This window comes from Pseudomonas sp. StFLB209 (assembly GCF_000829415.1).
Taxonomy (GTDB): domain Bacteria; phylum Pseudomonadota; class Gammaproteobacteria; order Pseudomonadales; family Pseudomonadaceae; genus Aquipseudomonas.
In genome coordinates, this window is the sequence record NZ_AP014637.1 from 2,575,863 (window position 1) to 2,597,868 (window position 22,006).

Annotated in this window: 18 protein-coding genes and 1 riboswitch; of the genes, 12 read left to right on the forward strand and 6 right to left on the reverse strand. The window is 62.0% G+C overall.

Features of this window, described 5'->3' with window-relative positions; genetic code table 11:
- Position 1: 1 nt before the first annotated feature.
- Genes PSCI_RS11695 through PSCI_RS11725 form a run of 7 tightly spaced genes read left to right on the forward strand, consistent with a single transcriptional unit; the run spans position 2 to position 8,108 of the window.
- Positions 2-1,759 (forward strand): carbamoyltransferase family protein, encoded by a 1,758-nt coding sequence (locus PSCI_RS11695; RefSeq protein WP_045486724.1) that lies wholly within the window; start codon positions 2-4, stop codon positions 1,757-1,759.
- Positions 1,743-2,873, forward strand: coding sequence for a glycosyltransferase (locus tag PSCI_RS11700; RefSeq protein WP_045486727.1), 1,131 nt, complete (start codon positions 1,743-1,745; stop codon positions 2,871-2,873). Before PSCI_RS11695 ends, PSCI_RS11700 begins: the two co-directional genes overlap by 17 nt.
- A complete protein-coding gene (locus PSCI_RS11705) occupies positions 2,873-3,769 on the forward strand; it encodes a GNAT family N-acetyltransferase (RefSeq protein ID WP_045486729.1) in 897 nt (298 codons plus the stop codon). Before PSCI_RS11700 ends, PSCI_RS11705 begins: the two co-directional genes overlap by 1 nt.
- A complete protein-coding gene (locus tag PSCI_RS11710; protein ID WP_045486732.1) occupies positions 3,766-5,169 on the forward strand; it encodes a PIG-L family deacetylase in 1,404 nt (467 codons plus the stop codon). Before PSCI_RS11705 ends, PSCI_RS11710 begins: the two co-directional genes overlap by 4 nt.
- A gap of 37 nt (positions 5,170-5,206) precedes the next feature.
- Positions 5,207-6,163 (forward strand): glycosyltransferase family protein, encoded by a 957-nt coding sequence (locus PSCI_RS11715; protein ID WP_045486735.1) that lies wholly within the window; start codon positions 5,207-5,209, stop codon positions 6,161-6,163.
- Positions 6,164-6,193: 30 nt separating this feature from the next.
- Positions 6,194-6,967 (forward strand): glycosyltransferase family 2 protein, encoded by a 774-nt coding sequence (locus PSCI_RS11720; protein ID WP_084709941.1) that lies wholly within the window; start codon positions 6,194-6,196, stop codon positions 6,965-6,967.
- The gene (locus PSCI_RS11725) at positions 6,957-8,108 is read left to right on the forward strand and encodes an O-antigen ligase family protein (protein WP_045486738.1); all 1,152 of its coding nucleotides are present in this window, start codon (positions 6,957-6,959) and stop codon (positions 8,106-8,108) included. Before PSCI_RS11720 ends, PSCI_RS11725 begins: the two co-directional genes overlap by 11 nt.
- A gap of 11 nt (positions 8,109-8,119) precedes the next feature.
- On the opposite strand, the gene PSCI_RS11730 is transcribed toward PSCI_RS11725, so the two are convergent.
- Complete coding sequence (locus PSCI_RS11730; RefSeq protein ID WP_045486741.1) at positions 8,120-8,758, reverse strand: toluene tolerance protein; 639 nt, start codon at positions 8,756-8,758, stop codon at positions 8,120-8,122.
- A 250-nt stretch (positions 8,759-9,008) separates the two neighbouring features.
- On the opposite strand from PSCI_RS11730, the gene msbA reads away from it, so the two are divergent.
- Positions 9,009-10,811: a lipid A export permease/ATP-binding protein MsbA gene (gene msbA, locus PSCI_RS11735; RefSeq protein ID WP_045486744.1), complete on the forward strand. Its 1,803-nt coding sequence runs from the start codon at positions 9,009-9,011 to the stop codon at positions 10,809-10,811.
- Between the two features lie 137 nt (positions 10,812-10,948).
- The gene (gene hldE, locus PSCI_RS11740; RefSeq protein ID WP_045486747.1) at positions 10,949-12,370 is read left to right on the forward strand and encodes a bifunctional D-glycero-beta-D-manno-heptose-7-phosphate kinase/D-glycero-beta-D-manno-heptose 1-phosphate adenylyltransferase HldE; all 1,422 of its coding nucleotides are present in this window, start codon (positions 10,949-10,951) and stop codon (positions 12,368-12,370) included.
- A 31-nt stretch (positions 12,371-12,401) separates the two neighbouring features.
- On the opposite strand, the gene PSCI_RS11745 is transcribed toward hldE, so the two are convergent.
- From PSCI_RS11745 to PSCI_RS11760, 4 genes are all read right to left on the reverse strand, one after another.
- Complete coding sequence (locus PSCI_RS11745; RefSeq protein ID WP_045486750.1) at positions 12,402-13,364, reverse strand: hypothetical protein; 963 nt, start codon at positions 13,362-13,364, stop codon at positions 12,402-12,404.
- A gap of 63 nt (positions 13,365-13,427) precedes the next feature.
- A complete protein-coding gene (locus PSCI_RS11750) occupies positions 13,428-14,243 on the reverse strand; it encodes an aldo/keto reductase (RefSeq protein WP_045486753.1) in 816 nt (271 codons plus the stop codon).
- Complete coding sequence (locus tag PSCI_RS11755) at positions 14,240-15,415, reverse strand: FAD-dependent oxidoreductase (RefSeq protein ID WP_045486756.1); 1,176 nt, start codon at positions 15,413-15,415, stop codon at positions 14,240-14,242. Before PSCI_RS11755 ends, PSCI_RS11750 begins: the two co-directional genes overlap by 4 nt.
- Before the next feature lie 44 nt (positions 15,416-15,459).
- Entirely contained in the window at positions 15,460-15,792 is a 333-nt protein-coding gene (locus PSCI_RS11760) for a DMT family transporter (RefSeq protein WP_045486759.1), read from the reverse strand.
- An 85-nt stretch (positions 15,793-15,877) separates the two neighbouring features.
- Between PSCI_RS11760 and PSCI_RS11765 the strand changes: the two genes are divergently transcribed.
- Positions 15,878-16,768, forward strand: a complete 891-nt coding sequence (locus PSCI_RS11765; RefSeq protein ID WP_045486762.1) for a LysR family transcriptional regulator — start codon at positions 15,878-15,880, stop codon at positions 16,766-16,768.
- 34 nt (positions 16,769-16,802) lie between these two features.
- A complete protein-coding gene (gene waaA / locus PSCI_RS11770; RefSeq protein ID WP_045486765.1) occupies positions 16,803-18,077 on the forward strand; it encodes a lipid IV(A) 3-deoxy-D-manno-octulosonic acid transferase in 1,275 nt (424 codons plus the stop codon).
- Positions 18,078-18,228: 151 nt separating this feature from the next.
- Here the strand turns inward: waaA and PSCI_RS11775 are convergent, their stop codons facing one another.
- Positions 18,229-19,668, reverse strand: a complete 1,440-nt coding sequence (locus tag PSCI_RS11775; RefSeq protein ID WP_045486768.1) for a TolC family outer membrane protein — start codon at positions 19,666-19,668, stop codon at positions 18,229-18,231.
- Positions 19,669-19,817: 149 nt separating this feature from the next.
- Positions 19,818-19,922: riboswitch (TPP riboswitch) on the forward strand.
- Between the two features lie 154 nt (positions 19,923-20,076).
- Between PSCI_RS11775 and thiC the strand changes: the two genes are divergently transcribed.
- Positions 20,077-21,969, forward strand: a complete 1,893-nt coding sequence (gene thiC, locus PSCI_RS11780) for a phosphomethylpyrimidine synthase ThiC (protein ID WP_144403237.1) — start codon at positions 20,077-20,079, stop codon at positions 21,967-21,969.
- Positions 21,970-22,006: the final 37 nt, after the last annotated feature.

The following is a 22,006-nucleotide window of genomic DNA, read 5'->3' on the forward strand; positions in this document are numbered from 1 at the left end:
AGTGGCATTGACGATCCTGGGCCTGTCCGGCGCCCTTAGCCATGACCCTTCCGCAGCCCTGTATATCGACGGCAAGCTGATCGCCGCAGCGGAAGAAGAGCGCTTCGTCCGCGACAAGCACGCAAAGAACCGCATGCCTTACGAGTCGGCGAAGTTCTGCCTGGAACAGGCCGGCATCAAGCCTTCCGACGTTGATGTGGTGGCGATTCCGTTCGCGCCGATCAGCCTGTTCGGCAAGGCACGCTGGCACTACGCCAAGCGCTACTGGTACGCCCCGGACCGCGCCCTCGACGCGCTGCTGATGGGCAACCGCCGCTACAAGCGCTACCGCAACAAGATCGTCTGGTGCCTGGAGCAACTGGGGTTTGACCCGAAGAAGGTCAAGATCGAGCCGGTTGAGCATCACCTGGCCCACGCCGCCAGTGCCTACCATTGCTCGGGTTTCAAGGAAAAGACCGCGATCCTTGGCATCGACGGCAAGGGCGAGTACGCCACCACCTTCTTCGGCTACGGCGAGAACGGCAAGATCCACAAGATCAAGGAGTTCTATGACCCGGACTCGCTGGGCGGCCTGTATGGCGCAATCACCGAGTTCCTCGGCTTCGAGATGCTCGATGGCGAATTCAAGGTCATGGGCATGGCGCCCTACGGCGATGCCAGCAAATATGACTTCTCGCGTCTGGCAACCTTTGAAAACGGCGAGTTGGTGATCAACACCGAACTGGCCAACGTCATCGGCCTGCGTCGCTATAAAGAGAACGGCAAGGGGTTTTATTTCTCGCCCAAGCTGATCGAGTGGCTGGGTCCCAAGCGCGAAGGCGATGTCGCCGACGAGCCTTACATCCACTATGCCGCCAGCATGCAGGCCCTGTTCGAAAAGCTCGCCTTGCAGATGATGGACCACTATCTGGGTGACATCCTCAAGCAAACCGGCAAGATCGCCTTCGCTGGCGGCTGCGCGCTGAACGTCAAGCTCAACCAGAAGATCATCGCCCGTCCCGAGGTCAAGGAACTGTTCGTCCAGCCGGCTTCCGGCGATGCCGGCACCGCTGTCGGTGCGGCGGCCTATGTCTCCCACGCCCGTGGCGTGCCGGTCGAGAAGATGGAGCACGTCTACCTCGGCCCTGCTTACAGCAACGAGGACGTGATTGCCGCCTGTGCCCGTCACCCGAGCCAGCCCAAGTGGCGCAAGATCGACGACATGCCCGAGCGCATTGCGCAGATCATGGTCGATGGCAACCCGGTGGCCTGGTTCCAGGGGCGCATGGAGTTCGGGCCGCGCGCGCTGGGCGGTCGTTCGATCATCGGCTGCCCGAGCGTGCCGGGCGTGGCCAACCGGATCAACGAACAGATCAAGTTCCGCGAGCGCTGGAGACCCTTCTGCCCGTCGATGCTCGACACCGTCGGCCCGCAGATGATCAAGATCGACCATCCTGCGCCGTTCATGACCTTCACCTTCGAAGTGGCTGAAGAGTGGAAGACCCGCGTGCCGGAAGTCGTCCACGAAGACGGCACCTCGCGGGCCCAGGTGCTCAAGCGCGAGTACAACCCGCGCTACTACGACATGATGAAGGCGCTGGAAAACCTCACCGGCAACGGCGTGTCGCTGAATACCTCGCTCAACCGCCGTGGCGAGCCAATGATCTGCTCGCCGACCGACGCCCTGAACATGTTCTTCGGCTCGGACCTGCAATACCTGATCATGGAAGACATCCTGGTCGTCAAAGACGGTGCGAAGCCTTATGACAGCATCGGCTGAGCGCCATGTGCTGCAGTTCTGCCACGGCTATGACGGGCCGTTTCTGGACTGCGCACGGCAGTACGCCAGCCTGTTTGCCGGCCAGGGCTACCGGGTTACCACGGTATTTCTGACCGGCGAGCATGATCCGGACGTGATCGCCGACTGTGGCTCTGACGAGGTGCTGTTCATGGAGTACAGCTCCAGCGCCATCCGTGGCCTGAAGCTGGGGGCCATTGCCGCATTGCGCAAAATCGCTGCAGCCAGGCCGTTCGAGTTCTGTATCGCTCACCGTTTCAAGCCGGTCTACATCACGTTGCTGGCCACAAGGCTGCCGGTCATTGGTGTGCACCATGCCTTTGGCGACTACCAGCGCGCCAGCCGCCGCTTGTTCGCCAACCTGTTTCGCCAGCGCCTGAGCCTGCTCGGCGTCTCCGATGCGGTGCGCGATGACATGCGCAAGTGCCTGCCCAAGTGGCCGGCCGAGCGCATCGAAACCCTTTACAACCGCATTGACGTCGAACAACTGCAAGGCAGTCAGTTCAGTGCCGAAGACGCCCGCCGCGAGCTTAAACTGGCGCCTGACGCCTGGGTGGTCGGCAATGTTGGCCGGCTGCACCCGGACAAGGATCAGGCGACCTTGCTGCGAGGTTTCGCCCAGGCCTTGCCACAGCTGCCAGCCAACAGTCAGTTGGTGATTCTCGGCAAGGGCCGTCTGGAGCAGCCGCTCAAGGATCTGGCGATGGAACTGAACATCGCAGGCCACGTGCTGTTTCTTGGCCAGGTGGCCGAGGCGCGCCGTTACTTCAAAGCCTTCGATGCGTTTGCCCTGAGTTCCGACCACGAGCCGTTCGGCATGGTGCTGCTGGAGGCCATGGTCGCTGGCGTGCCGGTGCTGGCCAGCAATTGTGGCGGGGCCAAGGAAGTGGTCGAAGGTGTCGGTGTGCTGTTCCCGCTCGGCGATGCCGGGCATCTGGGCCAGGCTCTGGTGCATCTGTCGCAGCTTGATGCGGCCCAGCGCGAGGCGTGTGCCGAACAGATGCTGGTACGTCTGCGCGAGCGTTTTTCCGATCATGCGGTACGCAAGGTGTTCTGGCGTCTGCCGCAGGTCAACCGGCTGGTTGCGGGGTCTTGATGCTCAATCTGTTTCAGGGCTTTCGCGAGCGCGGTTGGTCCGCAAGTGATGCCGCCACTTACCAGCAAGTCTGGCAGCAATGCGGTGGCAGCGTGGCGACCCATCCACAGGTGGTCGAACGGCTGTCGGCGCTGGCCGGGATTGCCGTGCGCTACCTGACCTGGGAGCAGGGCGGTGAGATCAAGGGCGCGATTGCGACCTGGGGCCGCGGCCTGGCGCTGGACAAAGCCGAGCTCAAGCGCCGGGGCAAGAAGGGCCTGTTCGATCTGGGCAACGCTGAGTTGATCCTGCCGCTGGCCGACGATGCCCGCGTGGCGTTACGACACAGCGCGCGTTATCTGTCGGCCCTCAACGACGGCAAGATCACCACCCTCAAGCCGCAGGCTGAATCGCTGGCCATGGCCCGTGAGCCTGAAGACCTGTCGAAGAAGTTTCGCTACAACCAGCGCCGCGAGTTGCGTCTGCTGGAAGAAGCCGGTGGCACCGTGCACCCGGTCAGTGAGTTCGACAGCGTGACCCTGGCGCAGATCTACTGCGATCTGTTCCAGCGTCGCTGGGGCTTTGCCGCCACCGGGGCCGAGCGCATGGCTGAGGTCGTCGAGTTGCTGCGTGAATGGCTGATGGGGTCGGTATTGTTTCTGGAGGGCAAACCCATCGCCATCCAGTTGATCTACCGGGTCGAAGCACCGCAGTGGGTCAGCGTCGAGTATGTCAATGGTGGCGTCGACCCCGAGACCAGGGCGTTCAGCCCTGGCAGCGTGCTCAGCTTCATCAACACCCAGAGCGCATGGGAAAGTGCTCGGGCCTTGAACAAACCGTTGCGCTTCTCGTTCGGCCGTGCCGACCGCGAATACAAGGACCGTTGGTGCAACCCTGTGCCGGTATTTCAGGTGTGAGCCGCAAACAGCAGTTACTCAAGCGCCACCGGCGCAACAAGCGTATCGCCCTGTCGGTCGGGCTGGTGGTCTTGCTCGCCCTCGGGGCGTGGCTGGGCTGGTGGCTGGTGCCGCTGCTCGCCGTGCTGGCCTGGGTTGCCCACGAGGCCTGGTTCGCCGACCATCTGTTCTATGCCCCCGGCGACGACTATCAGTACCGCTTTGCCGACGCCGACCAGGTTGCGGGTGTGCGGCTGGACGACGGCCGTTTGCAGCTCGAACGGCCCCATCCGTTGCAGGGTGACGAGACACTGATTCTGGCGTTGAGCGTGCGCAGCCACTGGCTGGGACGCTTTTTCGATCCTGCGGTGCTGCTCAGCGGCCTGGGCGAGACCGACGTGCAAACCTTCGAGCGCGGCGTGAACGGTGTTCGTTACCTGAACCTGACCGGGCTGGGGCATGTGCTCAATGAGGGCGCGCTGCAACTGCGCGGGCGTTTCTGTCGGCTGGAAGGGGCACCGCAGCTGTGGGCATTCCGCGCCGCCGACCCGCGCCGCCAGCGGGTCATGGTCATCGCTCCGCATGCCGATGACGCCGAACTGGCCGCCTACGGGCTTTATAGCCAGGCCGATGAAGCCTGGATCGTGACCCTGACTGCCGGTGAAATCGAAGCCGAACACTATCAGGCCATGGGCATGAACAAGGCCGAAGCGGCGCGTCTGAAAGGTCGCCTGCGCGCCTGGGACAGCATTGCGGTGCCGCGCTGGGCCGGTGTGCCTGAGCAGCGCTGTGTGCAACTGGGTTATTTCTGCCTGCAATTGCCCGCCATGCAGGCTGCCCCCGAGCAAGCCGTGGCGTCCCGCGAAGCGCAGCTGGACGATACCCGGCTGTTTCGCCAGTTCAATACCCTTGAATTGCCGGGCGATGATGGCGTACCCAGCTGGAACAACCTGCTGGCCGACTTGCGCGCGCTGATTCTCAACGCCCGCCCCCAGGTGCTGGTCATGCCGGATCCGGCCATCGACCCGCACCCTGATCACATCTGCGCCCAAGCTGCCGTGCGCGAAGCCTTGCAGGGTCTGGAGTGGCAGCCGGAGGTGGTGCTGGGCTACGCCAATCACCTGCATGACAACGACCGCTGGCCGATGGGCGATGCGCACAGCGGGGTGACCCTGCCGCCGGTATTCGATGCGCAATCGCGTGTGCCCTATAGCCTGGTGCTGCCGACCGACGTACGCCGCGACAAGGCCATGGCACTGGGCATGATGCATGATTTGCAGCCCGCGCTGCCGTTCAAGCGCCGTCTGCGGCGCAGCCTGCAGCGGCTGCTGGCCGGGCGGCGCTGGCCGGCCGAAGGCGAGAACGAGTTTTTCCGTAAGGCTGTGCGGCGACACGAGTTGTTCTGGCGCAGCGAAATCTGATTCAGCTTCAGCAGGCAGCAGTACTGCAAGGAAATCCATGAAAGTCCTATTTCTGGTCCAGAAAGAACAACGCGCCATCCTGGACCGCCTGTACGAAGGCGTTGCCGCCTACAGCGACTGCGACCTGCGCTGGCTGACCTCCGAGGAGCAGCGCGACTTGCGCGGTTATTTCCGCCGTGAAGTGGACGTGAGCAAGTACGACCGGATCGTGTTTTTCCTGCGTTTCAAGCAGGAGGTACGGCAAGTGGCCTTCATTCGCAGCATCCCCAACCTGGTGATCCTCGAACACGACGCCTACCAGAACTACATCAACTGCAAGTACACCGGAAAATTCAGCTCGCATTACCAGAAGTTGCCCTGGGCCCGGGTCATTACCTCGGGGTACGTGGTGACCGAGCGGCTGCGTGGCGAAGGCTTTGATGCGGTGTTTGTGCCCAAGGGGTATGACCAGAGCCTGTTGCAAGGCCGCGGGCGTGAGCGGGACATCGAGCTGGCGTTTGTCGGCAGCACCAAGAGCGTGGCCTACAGCGGTCGCAAGGCGTTTCTTGATGAGTTGGCCAAGGTCGAGCCGCTGCTGGTCACCCGCACCAAGTCCGGTGAAGAATATTGCGAGACCCTCAACCGGATCCGCTTTTTCGTCAGTGCCGATGTCGGCATGGGCGAGTACATGATCAAGAACTTTGAGGCCATGGCCTGCGGTTGTGTGCTGTTGGCCTTCGATCAGGGCAGCGAGGAAAACCGCGCGCTGGGCTTCAAGGATATGCACAACATCGTGCTGTACAGCGATATCGATGAGCTGCGCCGCAAGCTGCAGCAGTTACGTGAAGATCCGCAACTGGTCGCGGAAATCTCCCGCAACGGGCAGACTTTGGCCGAGCAACGCTATACATTCCATGCCCTTGGCAAAGCCATCGTCGAGGCCATGCAGGCACCGTTGCGTGCCCGCCCGACACTTGGCCTGCTGGAGCGGATACGTGCCTGGCTGGGCGTGTGATGGCCGTGAACATTCAATGATCGAGAATTCATGATGGTATTCAGCGAAAACAGCGATATCACGCTGGTGGTCACCAGTTGCGGTCGTTTCGACCTGTTGAAGCGCACCCTGGAGACCTTCGACCGGTTCAACACGGCACCCATCCGTCATGTGCTGATTACCGAGGACTCAGGCGACGAGCAGGTCCGCGACTGCATCCCGGAACACTGGCGGGCGCACACCCGGTTCATCGTCAACAACCCCAAGCTGGGCCAGATGCGCTCGGTGGACGCCGCGTATGCATTGATCGAAACCGGTTGGGTGTTTCATTGCGAGGACGACTGGGATTTCTACCGTCCCGGCTTTATCGAAGAATCGATGGCCCTGCTGGTCAACGACCCGCAAGCGCTGCAGGTCTGGCTGCGCAGTTTCAATCATGACCTGATGGTGCACAGCCCGTATGTGTTCCTCAACGAGCGCGAAGTGTTCGACGGTATCGCGTTCTACAAGCTCGGCTCACACAAGCCTGAGTGGCAGGGGTTTTCTTTCAATCCCGGTCTGCGGCGCCTGGTTGATTACCAACGGCATGCCCCGTATGCCGGGCACGGCGGTGAAAAAAAGCTGTCACAGCTTTACGCTGGCGAAAACCGCTATGCGCTGATCCTCGAAAACGATGCGGTCCTGCATACCGGTTTCGGCAGCCACGTGGTGGTGTCGCAGGAACGCCTGGACAAGAAGCGCCGCAAGCAGCGTGACCGCGTCAAGCTGCTCGTCACACTGGCTGCAGGTCTGATAATAGGTTGGTTGCTCAATAATGTTGCCTGAGGGGACCCGCACGCCGTTCAGCAAAAGCCAGCTTTACTTTGGCGCTGCGCTGGCGGCTTTTCTGCTGAGTTTTCTGCTGCATGACTCGGCCAAGTTCACCAACAACCTGTTCTATGGGGCAATGGCCCTGCCGGGGCTGTTTTTCCTGATCAAACACAAGGGCGCGGGCCTGTTTGGCCAGCCACTGGCCAGAATATGGGCGGCGTTCCTGTTGTGGTTTCTGGTGCCGGCGGTGTTTTCTGCCGATTTCCAGTTCTACAAGCATATTGCCTATGTCAGCCTGTTCGTGTTCGTCATCGCCGGCCTGGTGCCGGTCACGCTGTTCAGTGGCGGGCTGTTCGTGCGTGGGCTGTTCTGGACCATTTGCCTGTATATTTTCGCGGGCAGCCTGCATAGCTGGTGGACCGGGCAGTTTGTGTTCGGTCAGCGGGTGGCGATCTTGCCGGGCCGGCTGGACAACGTGATTTACAGCAGCGCGTGGCTGGTCTGTGCCTTGGGCCTGGCCCTGCCGTTGTGGGTGCGCCAGCGGCGCTGGATCGAGGCGTTCTGCGCCATCGCCCTGACGCTGCTGGCTGCGGCCTTCGTCGTGCAGACCCGCACTGCGCTGGTGGGCTTTGCGTTGCTGGCCGGGCTTTGGGGGTTGTACGTGGTGTACCGTTACCCGCTCAAGGGCGCCATGGCCCTGCTGGTTATCGCGGCTTCGGTCAGTGCTGCGATCTGGCTGTGCTGGGAAGAGCAGTGGGTCCGGCTGCTGTTTGTCAGGGGTGACTCATTCCGTATCGAGCTGTTCGAGATCATGACTTCGGAATGGGCGCACTGCGGCTGGACGCTGGGTTGCGGGGTCAATTTCCAGACCACGCAGACCCTGACCGGCGGCATACCGATCCAGCATCCGCACAACATTTTCGTCTCCATGGGCCTGTACACCGGCGCGGTATCGCTGGTGCTGTTCTTGCTGGTGATGGCTCTGACCCTGTGGCAGGCCTGGCGCCTGCGCGATGCCTGGGGTTGCTACCTGCTGTGTGCGCTGGTGATGCTCAACTTCGACGGCAGCAAGCTGGTGGGTAACCCCGATGAGCTATGGCTATTGGTACTGTTGCCGGCGGCAATGATTCTGGGCCGCCGAGTGCAACAGCGGTAGGCGCGGCAAGCTCAGGCAATCGCCAGCTTGAGCTCTGCCTCACTGCACTGGCTCTGGGCGCTCAGGTAACCCTGGAAGAACGCCGGGTTGTCCTCGCCCAGCAGCCACTGGCGGTCTTCGGCGTAGCGCAGCATATGCTTGAAGTTGCGCAGGCGCAGTGATTTGCGCAGTGGCTGGCGGAAGGTCTTCATGTCCGCGATGTCGATCAGGCCCAGCTCGCTGTCCGGGGTCAGTACCACATTGCCCAGGTGCGCCGAGCGAAAGTAGATGCCTTTCTCATGCAGCCCGGCAATGAAACGCCCCAGTTGGCGACGCAGTTCATCGTCGGTGCCGGCACTGCCCAGCAACTGACGCAGGGTCTGCCCGGCCAGGGGCGTGTAATGCACCGCGTCGCGTTTGATCTCGGCAATCCTGAATACGCTGCGCACCTGCGGGCAGGGCACCGCGCGCTGGGCCAGGGTCAGGCAGTTGTCGGCGAAGCGGCTGGCGTACGGATACCAGGCCGCCGAGCTGATCAGGCGTTTGCGACGAAACAGTTTGAGCATCGAACCGTCACTCAGGCGCAGTACCTTGTCGCCTGTGCCATCAGCCTCCAGGACTTCTGCGCCCTGGACCAGGTCAAGGTAGCGGGCATGATCAAGTGGCTGCATCGAAACTCCGACTGGCAGGCATGGAAAGCCGACTATGTTACCCCACTGGGCACCTCTAAAAACTACCTGCGTGGCCATCGCGTTGTTGAAATCAGGCTCAAAATGCTCATTTACAACATGTAAATTCCGCTTTCTCGCCTTATTTCGCCTGGCGCTGACTGCCTCGCCTACGTTTTTAGAGGCACCCCGCTGAACTGCCACAAAAACCGCTTGTGATACAATTGCACTCTTTTTGACTTGACGGATTCCCATGGCAAGCAACGAATCGTCCACGCAGTCCAGCGTGAAGATCTACCTACGCCTGTTGTCCTATGTGCGTCCGTATGTGGGCATTTTCCTGCTCAGTATCATCGGTTTCGTGATCTTCGCCTCCACCCAGCCGATGCTGGCTGGCATTCTCAAGTACTTCGTCGACGGATTGACCAACCCGGAGGCGGCGCTGTTTCCCAACGTGCCGTACCTCAAAGACTTGCAACTGCTGCATGCCGTGCCGCTGCTGATCGTGCTGATCGCGGCCTGGCAAGGGCTGGGCTCGTTTCTGGGTAACTACTTTCTGGCCAAGGTGTCGCTGGGGCTGGTCCACGACCTGCGCGTCGAGCTGTTCAACAAGCTGATGGTGCTGCCAAACCGCTATTTCGACACCACCAACTCCGGCCATCTGATCTCGCGCATTACCTTCAATGTGACCATGGTGACCGGCGCCGCCACTGACGCCATCAAGGTGGTGATCCGTGAGGGCCTGACGGTGGTGTTCCTGTTTATCTACCTGTTGTGGATGAACTGGAAGCTGACCCTGGTGATGCTGGCGATCCTGCCGTTGATCGCGGTTATGGTTGGCAGTGCCAGCAAGAAGTTTCGCAAGCAGAGCAAGAAAATCCAGGTGGCGATGGGCGACGTTACCCACGTGGCTTCGGAAACCATTCAGGGTTATCGCGTGGTGCGCAGCTTCGGCGGCGAACGCTACGAGATGGACCGTTTCGCCAAGGCCAGCGACAGCAACACTGAAAAGCAGTTGCGCATGACCAAGACCGGCGCGGTGTACACGCCGATGCTGCAACTGGTGATCTACAGCGCCATGGCGGTGCTGATGTTCCTGGTGCTGTTGCTGCGCGGTGAAGCCACTGCCGGTGACCTGGTGGCCTATATCACCGCCGCCGGTTTGTTGCCCAAGCCGATCCGCCAGTTGTCGGAAGTCAGCTCGACCATCCAGAAAGGCGTTGCCGGTGCCGAGAGCATCTTCGAGCAGCTCGACGTCCCGGCGGAGGTCGATACCGGGACTTACCAGCGTGAACGTGTGCAGGGCCGCCTGGAGGTTAAGAACCTCAGCTTTACCTACCCTGAAACCGAGCGTGTGGTCCTCGACGACATCAGCTTTGTCGCAGAGCCTGGGCAGATGATCGCGCTGGTCGGCCGCTCCGGGAGTGGCAAGTCAACCCTGGCCAATCTGATCCCGCGTTTTTATCCCCATGAAACCGGGCAGATCCTGCTTGATGGGGTGGATATCAACGATTATCGGCTGACTAACCTGCGCCGCCACATTGCGCAGGTCAACCAGAGCGTCACGCTGTTCAACGACAGTGTTGCCAATAACATCGCCTACGGCGACCTGGCCGGTGCTCCGCGTGAAGATGTCGAGACTGCCGCAGCCGCAGCCTATGCCAAGGAATTCATCGACCGTCTGCCCGAAGGCTTCGAAACCGAGGTGGGTGAGAACGGCGTGCTGCTGTCCGGTGGCCAGCGCCAGCGTCTGGCAATTGCCAGGGCATTGCTCAAAAACGCCCCGTTGCTGATTCTCGACGAAGCGACTTCGGCGCTCGATACCGAGTCCGAGCGGCACATCCAGGGGGCACTGGATTCGGTCATGCAAGGTCGCACTACGCTGGTCATCGCCCACCGGCTGTCGACCATCGAGAAAGCCGACCTGATTCTGGTCATGGACGGCGGACGCATCGTCGAGCGCGGTACCCACACTCAGTTGCTGGCCGAGAACGGTTATTACGCCCGCCTGCATGCCATGGGGCTGGACGAGCCGTCACCTGTGGGTGCTATCTGATACTGCCGGGCGGGTTCACTGAACCTGCCAGGCTTTTCACCGTCAACCGGCAATCTTCTGCGACAGCGCCGCAAGCTGTTCGTAGTGGCCCCTGTGCTAAGATTCGCCCCTTGTTCAGTTCTGCCAAGGTCGCTCATATGAAGTTATCCATGCCGCGTTTCGATCAAGCGCCTGTCCTGGTGGTGGGTGATGTCATGCTCGACCGTTACTGGCATGGTGGTACCTCGCGCATTTCTCCCGAGGCGCCCGTGCCGGTGGTCAAGGTCGACCAGATCGAAGACCGGCCCGGCGGTGCTGCCAACGTCGCGTTGAACATCGCAGCCCTCGGTGCACCGGCCTCGCTGGTCGGTGTGACTGGCGAGGACGAGGCCGCCGAGAGCCTGGACAACAGCCTCAAGGCTGCCGGTGTCCGGGCGCGTTTCCAGCGCATTGCCCACCAGCCGACCATCGTCAAGTTGCGGGTCATGAGCCGTCATCAGCAATTGCTGCGCATTGATTTCGAAGAGCCCTTCGCCACTGACGCGCTGGCCCTGAGTGTCGAGGTCGATACATTGCTCGACGGCGTCAAAGTGCTGGTGCTGTCCGACTATGGCAAGGGCGCGCTGAAGAACCACCAGGTCCTGATCAAATCTGCCCGCGAGCGCGGCATCGCGGTGCTGGCCGACCCCAAGGGCAAGGATTTCTCGATCTATCGCGGCGCCAGCCTGATCACCCCGAACCTCAGCGAGTTCGAAGCTATTGTTGGCCACTGCCGTGACGAGAACGACCTGGTCAGCAAAGGTGCTGAGCTGTTGCAGGCGCTGGACCTTGGCGCTTTGCTGGTGACCCGTGGCGAGCATGGCATGACCCTGTTGCGCGCCGACCAGCCGGCGCTGCATCTGCCGGCCCGGGCTCGTGAAGTATTCGATGTGACCGGTGCCGGTGATACGGTGATCTCCACCCTGGCCGCCGCCCTGGCTGCCGGTGAAGACTTGCCCCACGCCGTGGGGCTGGCCAACCTGGCAGCCAGTATCGTGGTCGGCAAGCTGGGGACCGCCGCGATCAGTGCCCCGGAGCTGCGCCGCGCCATTCAGCGCGAAGAAGGCACCGAGCGCGGTGTACTGGGTCTTGAGCAACTGCTGCTGGCGGTCGAGGACGCCCGTGCGCACAACGAGAAGATCGTGTTCACCAATGGCTGCTTCGACATCCTGCATGCCGGTCACGTGACCTATCTGGAGCAGGCCCGCGCCCAGGGCGATCGCTTGATCGTGGCGATCAACGACGACGCTTCGGTCAGTCGTCTGAAAGGACCGGGCCGGCCGATCAACAGTGTCGACCGGCGCATGGCGGTACTGGCCGGGCTCGGCGCAGTGGACTGGGTGATCAGCTTCCCGGAAGGCACTCCTGAGAACCTGCTCAGTCACATCAAGCCCGATGTGTTGGTCAAGGGCGGCGACTACAGTGTCGATCAGGTGGTGGGTGCCGACATCGTGCGCGCCAATGGCGGTGAAGTGAAGGTGCTGGGTCTGGTGGAAAACAGCTCCACCACCGCCATCGTCGAGAAAATCCGCCAGCAATAAGTTTGTGGCTGCACGCTGATGCGTGCAGCCGTCACTTACCCAGCCTGGAACGGGCGCGGTCCAGCAGCGCCTTGGCTTTGCCGGTCAACTGTTTCAGACCGCCGCTTTTTTCCGGTGGCGTCAGCCCTTGTTGGCGCAGCCAGTCCTTCCAGCGAATCCGCTCTTCGCGTACCACCCAGCCTTCCTGGCGGGCAAAACTTTCCGCCAGATGCAAACCGCGGGTACTGACCGGCACCAGCCGGTCTTGCTTGAGGGTATACAGTTCGGGCAACGGCTCGCCGTTCTCCAGCGGCATCAGGTACAGGTCGGGCTTCTTGCGGTTCAGGCGTGCGACCAGGTACTCGTCTTCAAGCGTCTCGTCGACATGAAACAGACTGAGCGGCCTGGCATCCCTGGGGATCTCCAGGCGCAGGTCGTAAATCAGTTGCAGTGATGCGGTGGGCAGGTGCACATAGGCTCGCGGTCGTTCAAGCAGCGCCAGGTTGCCGCAACGCACCGGTTTGGCCGCGCCCGACAGCGGGCTGAGCAGAAACGGCATGGCTTCGCGGTAGTGCAGAGCCGCTGCATAAGGTGCAGGCAGCCAGGTGTCCTGATAACGCCCGCTCAGCCAGCCCTGTGGCGTCTCGATCAGGCATTCCTCTGCGACTTCCTGAATGGCGGTATGCAGCGGCAGGCTCATTTCGTGGGCCGGGACATAGCCGGAAATCAGCTTGAGCACCACATCGCCACGGTCCTTGCGCTTTTGCCGCACCAGCACCCAATAATCCCGGTTCTGCCAGGTGATGGTCAGGCGTACCGAGACCCCGAGATTGGCCAGTTCGATGGCAAAACGTTCGGTATCCGCCACGTCGACCTTGCGCCGGCGTTGCAGGGTCTGGGCAAAGTTGAGCGGCATGCCGATGCTTTCATAGCTCAGCGCCTCGGGTGTGGCCTCGACGAATAGCGCCAGAGTCTTGAAGTTGCTGGGGTTTTTCCTTATCAGGGTATGCGGCATCTCGGCTCCTTCTTATGGTATGCCACATCAGGGCATCCGTGCGTTGGGGTCGGCCTCCTGCAATCAGCGCTGACGGCGAATCACGGCGGCAGCGCTGGCAACGTTGTGCGCCAGATGGACGGGATTGATGGTCCCGACGATGGCACTGGCAACGCCCGGATGCGCAAATAACAGTTCAAAACTGGCGCGCACCGGGTCGACACCGGGTTCCAGACAGATATGACCGCTGGCCAGCGCTTTTTTCACCAAAATTGCTTTGCCGTGCGCCGCAGCGTAGTCCAGAACCGGCTTTTCGGTCTGCTCGTTGAAGTTATAGGTCACCATTGCGCAGTCGCCGTCACGCAACGCCAGCAGGCCGCCCTGGACGGTTTTGCCAGAAAAGCCGAAGTGGCGGATTTTGCCTTCGCGCTTGAGTTCGGCCAGGGTCGGGTAGACCTCGCTGTCGTTGAGAATCGCCAGATCATTGCCGTCGGAATGCACCAGCACCAGGTCGATAAAATCGGTTTCCAGACGTTTCAGGCTGCGCTCGACCGAGAGCCGGGTGTGCGCTGCGCTGAAGTCATGGTGCGACTGGCCGTTGTCGAACTCCTCACCCACCTTGCTGACAATCACCCAGTCGTGACGCTGGCCGCGCAGCAGCGGACCAAGACGCTGCTCACTGGTGCCATAGGCCGGAGCGGTGTCGATCAGGTTGATGCCCAGCTCGCGTGCCTGGCGCAGCAGGCTGGCCGCTGCCTGGTCATCGGGGATGCTGAAACCGTTGGGGTACTTGACCCCTTGGTCGCGGCCCAGTTTTACGGTGCCCAGGCCCAACGGCGAAACGTTCAGGCCAGTGCTGCCCAGCGGGCGGTGCAGTTCATGCAAAGTCGGTAAGGTCATGGCAGCAGTTGATCCCAGACAGGTATGGCCAGTGGCGGCTTGGGCAGGTCATTGGCCGCAGGCTGCGCGGTTGGCTGGATGCCGTCCTTGCTCAGCGCGGCGAGGACCCGGTCGGCGAAGTCTGGCGCCAGGGCCAGCTTGGTCGGCCAGCCGACCAGCAAACGGCCCTGCTCAGCGACGAAGGCGTTGTCGGGGCGGACCAGCCCTGATTGTTCTGGCTCGGCGCGGTCGACCCGCAGCGTGGCCCACTGCACCTGATCCAGATCGATCCACGGCAGTAGCTTGTGCAGCTCTTCCCGGGCTGCAGCGATCTGCGCTGCCGGCTCGCGGGCGACACCGTCGGCTTCGGCAATATCACCGCCCAGATACCAGACATTCTGGCCATCGGCGGCTGGGTGGGTGGTGACGGTGATGCGTGGCTTGGGGCCTCCGCCCAGGCAGTGAGCGAACAGTGGCTTGAGGGCCGCGCCCTTGGCCAGCACCATGTGCAATGGACGACGCTGCATTTTCGGCTGGTTGATGCTCAATGTTTGCAGCAGGTCGGCAGTCCCTGCACCGGCACTGAGCACAATGCGCTGGGCCTGAATGTCGCGGCCATCCACCCGCAGGCCGACCAGTTGCCCATCGGCCAGCAGCGGTTCAATCTGCTGGCCGGCCAGCAGGCTATCGCCGGCCAGTTGCGCCAGGCGTTCGATCAGGCTCGGCACATCCACCACCAGTTCGGCCAGACGGTAAACCTTGCCTTTGAATTTCGGGTGTTGCAGAGCGGGGGGCAATTCATTGCCCTTGACCTGATCGACGCGGCCACGCACCGCCTTGCTGGCAAAAAAGCTGGTGAGGTTGCCGGCCAGGGTGCCCGGCGACCACAGGTAGTGGGCTTCGGACAACAACCTGACACCGGCCAGATCAAGCTCGCCATTACCGGCCAGAGCTTCGCGCCAGCGCCGCGGCATATCGGCGATGGCTTCCGAAGCGCCGGTCAGGGCTCCGTGCAGCGCATATTTGGCACCGCCATGAATGATGCCCTGCGACTTGAGACTCTGCCCGCCGCCGAGGCTGGCGTTTTCCACCAGCACAGTGGCAAAGCCCTGACCGCGCAGGCGGGCGTTGAGCCAGAGACCGGCGACCCCGCCGCCCACAATAAGGACGTCGGTGGAGATAACAGATGGCATGGGCACCTCATGGCGTAAACGATGCCGGCCATTATAGGGGGTTATCAGTGCCCTGCGGTTTTCGAGAACAACTGGATCACTACCACGCCAAGCACGATCAGGCCCATGCCCAGTACCGCTGGCAAGTCGAGCTTCTGGCCGTAGATGAACAGCGCGGCGATGCTCACCAGCACGATGCCCATGCCCGACCATATGGCATAGGTCACCCCCACCGGAATGGTGCGTACCACGATGATCAGCATCCAGAACGCGACGGTATAGCCACAGATGACCAACAGCAGCGGCAGTGGGGCGCTCAGGCCCTTGACGGCTTTCATCGAGGTGGTGGCGACAACTTCGGCGCAAATGGCAATGGCCAGCAGGTAATAGGCATTCATGGGCGGACTCCTGTTCAGTGGCGCGCATTCTAGAATGTCCATGGATGGGGTAAAGTCATTACCTATCTGTTATGGAGATAGGTTGATGGCAGGACAATGGGATCTGGAACAGATGCGCCTGTTCGCCCGCGTCGCCGAGTTACGCTCGTTCTCGGCCGTGGCTCGCGAGCAGCGCAAGGCGCAATCGGCCGTCAGCAGTGCGATTGCTCTGCTTGAGCAAGACCTTGGTGTCAGCCTGTTCGAGCGCAGTAGCGGTCGCCAGCCGAGTTTGACCGAACATGGTCAAGCGCTGCTGGAGGATGTGCGTGAACTGCTGCGCCACTGCGAGCGGCTGGATGGCCACGCGCTTGCATTGATGCGCGGCCAGGAAGCGTTGTTGCGCATCGCCCAGGACGAAGCCATGCCCCATCAACCGGTGATCGACAGCCTCGATGGGCTGGCCAACCGCTTTCCTTTCCTGCAAGTGCAACTGGCCAGCGGTGCCCAAGGCGATGTGGCCCGCAAGCTGGTCGAACGGCGGGCCGATATCGGCCTGTTCTTCAGCCATGACGATGTGCCAGCCTCACTGGAACGCCGTTCGCTGGGCAGCGTGGAAATGGTCACGGTCTGTGCGGTTGATCACCCGCTGGCCAAAGAGCGCTGGGTAACCTGTCAGCAACTGGCCCGTCACCGGCAACTGCTGATCACCGCCCAGCAAAGCGACTACCCCGGCGGCGAGGCGCTCAGTTCTCAGGTCTGGCGGGCTGACAGCTTCTACGCCATGGCCGAACTGCTGATGCGCGGTCTGGGCTGGGCCTGGCTGCCCCGGCACGTGGTGCAATACCCCACCTACCAGAGCCAGATGGTCGAACTGCCCAGCGAATGGCGCCCGCCAGCGCTGGTGGTGGAACTGGCCTGGCGTCGCGATACACCGCTGGGGCCGGCGGCAAAATGGCTGGCCGAGCGCTTTGCGGTGCATTTGCAGGCGATTGGCTGATCATCGACCCCGGATCCTTGTAAACTTCGCCGCCATGAACAGAACTCTCTATACCCTGCTGTTTCACCTGGGCCTGCCGCTGGTTGCGCTGCGCCTGTTCCTGCGTTCGCGCAAGGCGCCTGCTTATGCCCGGCGTATCAAAGAACGCTTTGCCTTCGGTCTGCCGCCGATGCGCCAGGGCGGGATCTGGGTGCATGCGGTGTCGGTGGGCGAGAGCATTGCTGCTGCGCCGATGGTCCGGGCGCTGCTCAAGGCGTACCCGCAGCAGACCATCACCCTGACCTGCATGACGCCCACCGGTTCCGAGCGGATTCAGGCGCTGTTCGCCAATGAGCCGCGGATTCAGCACTGCTACCTGCCCTATGACCTGCCGTGGGCGGCAGGACGGTTTCTGGACCATGTACGGCCGCGGCTGGGCATCATCATGGAGACGGAGCTGTGGCCCAACCATATTCACCAGTGCGCGCGACGCGGTATCCCGGTGGTGTTGGCCAATGCCCGGCTGTCCGAACGTTCGGCACGGGGTTATGCACGGTTTGCCGGCCTGACCCGGCCGATGCTGGCAGAAATGAACGGCTTTGCCGTACAGACAGAGGCCGAAGCCCAGCGCTTTCGTGACCTAGGCGCGCGGCCCGAATGCGTGACGGTCACCGGTTCGATCAAGTTCGACTTGACCATCGACCCACAGTTGCCGGTACAGGCTGCGCACTTACGCGAGCAATGGCAGGCCACGGCCCGGCCGGTATGGATCGCCGCCAGTACCCACGCGGGCGAAGACGAGAGCATCCTGGCGGCCCATCGCCAATTGCTCGCCAGCCACCCGCAGGCCTTGCTGATCCTGGTCCCGCGCCACCCCGAGCGTTTCGACAGCGTGCACGAGCTGTGCCGCCAGCAAGGTTTCGACACGGTCCGGCGCTCCAGCGGCCAGCCGGTGACCGCCACGACCACCGTGCTGTTGGGCGACACCATGGGCGAGCTGCTGTTTCTCTATGCACTGGCCGACTGCGCCTTTGTCGGCGGCAGCCTGGTGCCCAATGGCGGTCACAACCTGCTGGAACCGGCCGCGCTGGGCAAACCGGTACTCAGCGGCCCGCACCTGTTCAACTTCCTGGAAATCGCCGCCATGCTGCGCACCGCCGGCGCCCTGCAGCAAGCCAGCGACCCGACCGCACTGGCCAAGGCCGTACAGCACCTGTTCGAGCAGCCCGACCAGGCCCGCCGCATGGCCGAGGCCGGTTTGCAGGTGATGAAAGCCAATCAGGGCGCCTTGCAGCGGCTATTGGCGTTGATTGATCGGTTGGTGGCCTAGGGGACGTGCCGCGCGGTCGTACAGCAAACACGAGATCCTGTAGGACCGGCTTTAGCCGCGAAGGCTTCCCGGCTAAAGCCGGTCCTACGAGGTCCGTGTTTGCTACGCGACAGCGGGGCGCCGAGGCGGCGGGCGAGCTCCTACGACATATTCAACGCTTGGCCGGCCGCTCAAAGTTCTTGCGCGCCTCGGCCGCCAGATCCGGTGGCAGAAAATCCCGGTCCGGGTTGTAGTCAGGCTTCAGATAGCGCGCCAAATCCTGCAAGTCACCAGGGTTCAACGTCCCGGCCGCCTGCTTCAAGCGCAAGCTGTCGATGATGTAGTCATAGCGCGTGTTGTTGTAGTCACGCACCGACGCATACAACTGACGCTGGGCATCGAGCACATCGACGATATTACGGGTGCCCACTTGATAACCAATCTCCGTCGCTTCCAGCGCACTCTGGTTGGAGATGATCGACTGCTTGCGCGCCTGCACCTGTTCCACGTCGGTATTCACCGCACGATGCAGATTGCGGGTGTTCTCCACCACCTGGCGGCGCAGGCTTTCGCGGCGCTGTTCACTCTGGCTCAGGCGCGCATAGGCCTCCCGTACCTGGGAGCTGGTCAGACCGCCGCTGTACAGCGGGATATTGACCTGCAGACCCACTGTGCGTTGTTCGACATCGCCGCTGTAGTTGGTGCCCGTGTAATTGGGATTGGAAAACCCTTGCAGATCGTTATCGCCGCGTTGCCAGGTGGCGACAGCATCCACGGTTGGCGCATGCCCGGCTTTGCGCTGGCGCAGCGTCTGTTGTGCGGCATCGACGGCGTGATTACTGGCCAGCAGGTCGAGGTTTTGCAAGGCGGCGGTGTCGACCCAGGCCTTGGCGTCGTTGGGTGACGGCGGCAGCACCGGCAGGCTGTGAACAATGCCTTCGATCGCGCTGTATTGGCGATTGGTCAGCGTCACCAAGGCCTGGAAGGCATCGTCCACCTGACGCTGGGCGATCAGGCGGTTGGCCCGTGAGCTGTCGTAGCTGGCCTGGGATTGCAGCACATCGGTCTTGTCCGACAGGCCGACGTCAAAGCGCTCATTGGCCTGATCAAGCTGGCGCCGGAACGCCGACTCCTCGGCTTTGGCAGTCGCCAGATTGTCCTGGGCGCGCAAGACACCGAAATAGCTCTGCGCCGATTGCAGGATCAGGTTCTGTTCATTGGCTGACAGCTCCAGCGCTGCCTGTTCGTTGACCGCCTCGGCCGCCTGTAGCTGGAACCAGCGATCAGCGCGGAACAGCGGCTGGCTCAGGGTCGCCTGGTACAGGGTGCCGCTGCGGGTGGCGGTGGCCTTGGGCTGGTCGATGCTGGTGCGGGTGCTGCTGTTCTGGGCGCTGGCCGAGAGGTTGGGCAGCAGGCCGGCACGGGCCTGGGGTACGCCTTCGATACGCGCCTGGTAATCGGCACGGGCGGCGGCCAGATCGGCGTTGTTGTCCACTGCCTGCTGATAGACATTCACCAGCCCGGTCAACGCCGTCGGTGGTGCATCAGTGGCCCAGCTCGGGGCAATGCAGGCATACGACACGGCGAAGGCCAACGGCAATTTGCGCAGCATGGGCGTTCCTTTTCCAGAAGATGATCGCAGTCGGCGAGTGTAGAGCCAGATGTTCGGCGCAACAATCAGCTATTTCGGCCATTTCAGCCACTTATCGCAGGTGTTGCATTTGGGACTGGCGCTCGCTCCCGAGCCGGCATAGACTGGCGCCGTTCTTGTCGGGGTGCCTTGCTATGAGGCTGAGATCGGTTAAACCGGATCCCGTTGAACCTGATCAGGTTAACGCCTGCGTAGGGAACAAGATTGCTCGCTCCCGGCGAGTCCTCTTGAGTGTCGTCCGGGGTCGTGCGTTCAATATTTATGCACCACTTCGCGCCGCGTCACTCTGCGTCATTGCATGCATGACGCCCTCCGTCCGTTCAGGTCACTCCGACAATCAATCCGTGCAGGATGTCAGGAGAGACCGTGATGACGACAAGAAAAACCAATAACGCCCCCCATCTGAGTGAATCGGCCCAGGTCGACTCGGGTTCGGTCCAGCCTTTTACCCGTTCGCAGAAGATCTATGTTCAGGGCTCGCGCCCGGATATCCGCGTGCCGATGCGCGAGATCAGTCTGGACGTGACGCCTACCGATTTCGGCGGCGAGATCAACGCGCCGGTCACCGTCTACGATACCTCCGGGCCTTACACCGACCCCAATGTGATCATCGACGTGCGCAAGGGCCTGGCCGATGTGCGCTCGCCGTGGATCGAGTCGCGTAACGACACCGAGCGGCTGGGCGGTCTGAGCTCCAATTTCGGCCAGCAGCGCCTCAACGATGCCGAACTGACAGCCCTGCGGTTTGCCCATGTGAACAATCCGCGCCGCGCCAAGGCGGGCGCCAACGTCAGCCAGATGCACTATGCGCGCAAGGGCATCATTACCGCCGAGATGGAATACGTCGCCATCCGCGAAAACATGAAACTCCAGGAGGCCCGCGCCACCGGGCTGCTCAAGCAGCAGCACGCCGGGCACAGCTTCGGCGCCAGTATTCCCAAGGAAATCACTGCCGAATTCGTGCGTGAAGAAATCGCCCGCGGCCGGGCGATCATTCCGGCCAACATCAACCACGTCGAGCTGGAACCGATGATCATCGGCCGTAACTTCCTGGTGAAGATCAACGGCAACATTGGCAACAGTGCGCTGGGTTCGTCCATCGAAGAGGAAGTGGCCAAGCTGACCTGGGGCATCCGCTGGGGCTCGGACACGGTCATGGACCTGTCCACCGGCAAGCATATCCATGAAACCCGCGAGTGGATCATCCGCAACTCACCGGTGCCGATCGGCACCGTACCGATCTATCAGGCGCTGGAAAAGGTCGGTGGTATCGCCGAAGACCTGACCTGGGATTTGTTCCGCGACACCCTGATCGAGCAGGCCGAGCAGGGCGTGGACTACTTCACCATCCACGCCGGTGTGCTGCTGCGCTACGTGCCGATGACGGCCAAGCGGGTCACCGGTATCGTCAGCCGCGGCGGCTCGATCATGGCCAAGTGGTGCCTGGCGCATCACAAGGAAAACTTCCTCTACACGCACTTCGAAGACATCTGCGAAATCATGAAGGCCTACGACGTCAGCTTCTCGCTGGGCGACGGTCTGCGTCCGGGTTCGATTGCCGACGCCAACGACGCCGCGCAGTTCGGTGAGCTGGAAACCCTCGGCGAGCTGACCAAGGTCGCCTGGAAGCATGACGTGCAAACCATGATCGAAGGCCCTGGCCATGTGCCAATGCAGTTGATCAAGGAAAACATGGACAAGCAGCTGGAGTGCTGCGACGAGGCGCCGTTCTATACCCTCGGCCCGCTGACCACTGATATTGCGCCGGGTTACGACCACATCACCTCGGGCATCGGTGCGGCGATGATCGGCTGGTTCGGTTGCGCGATGCTCTGCTATGTCACCCCGAAGGAACACCTGGGCCTGCCGAACAAGGATGACGTGAAAACCGGGATCATCACCTACAAGATCGCCGCACATGCTGCCGACCTCGCCAAGGGCCACCCCGGCGCGCAGATCCGCGACAACGCACTGAGCAAGGCGCGCTTCGAATTCCGCTGGGAAGACCAGTTCAACCTCGGCCTGGACCCGGACACTGCGCGTGCCTATCACGACGAAACCTTGCCCAAGGAGTCGGCCAAGGTCGCGCATTTCTGCTCGATGTGCGGGCCGAAGTTCTGCTCGATGAAAATCACCCAGGAAGTGCGCGAATACGCCGCCAACCAGCGCATTGATGCGGTGGATGTCGCGGTGGAAGACGGCATGCGCGAACAGGCCGAACGCTTCAAACAGGAAGGCAGCCAGCTGTACCAGAAAGTGTAGGAGCGACCTTGGTCGCGAAGGCGTCTCTGACGGTGGT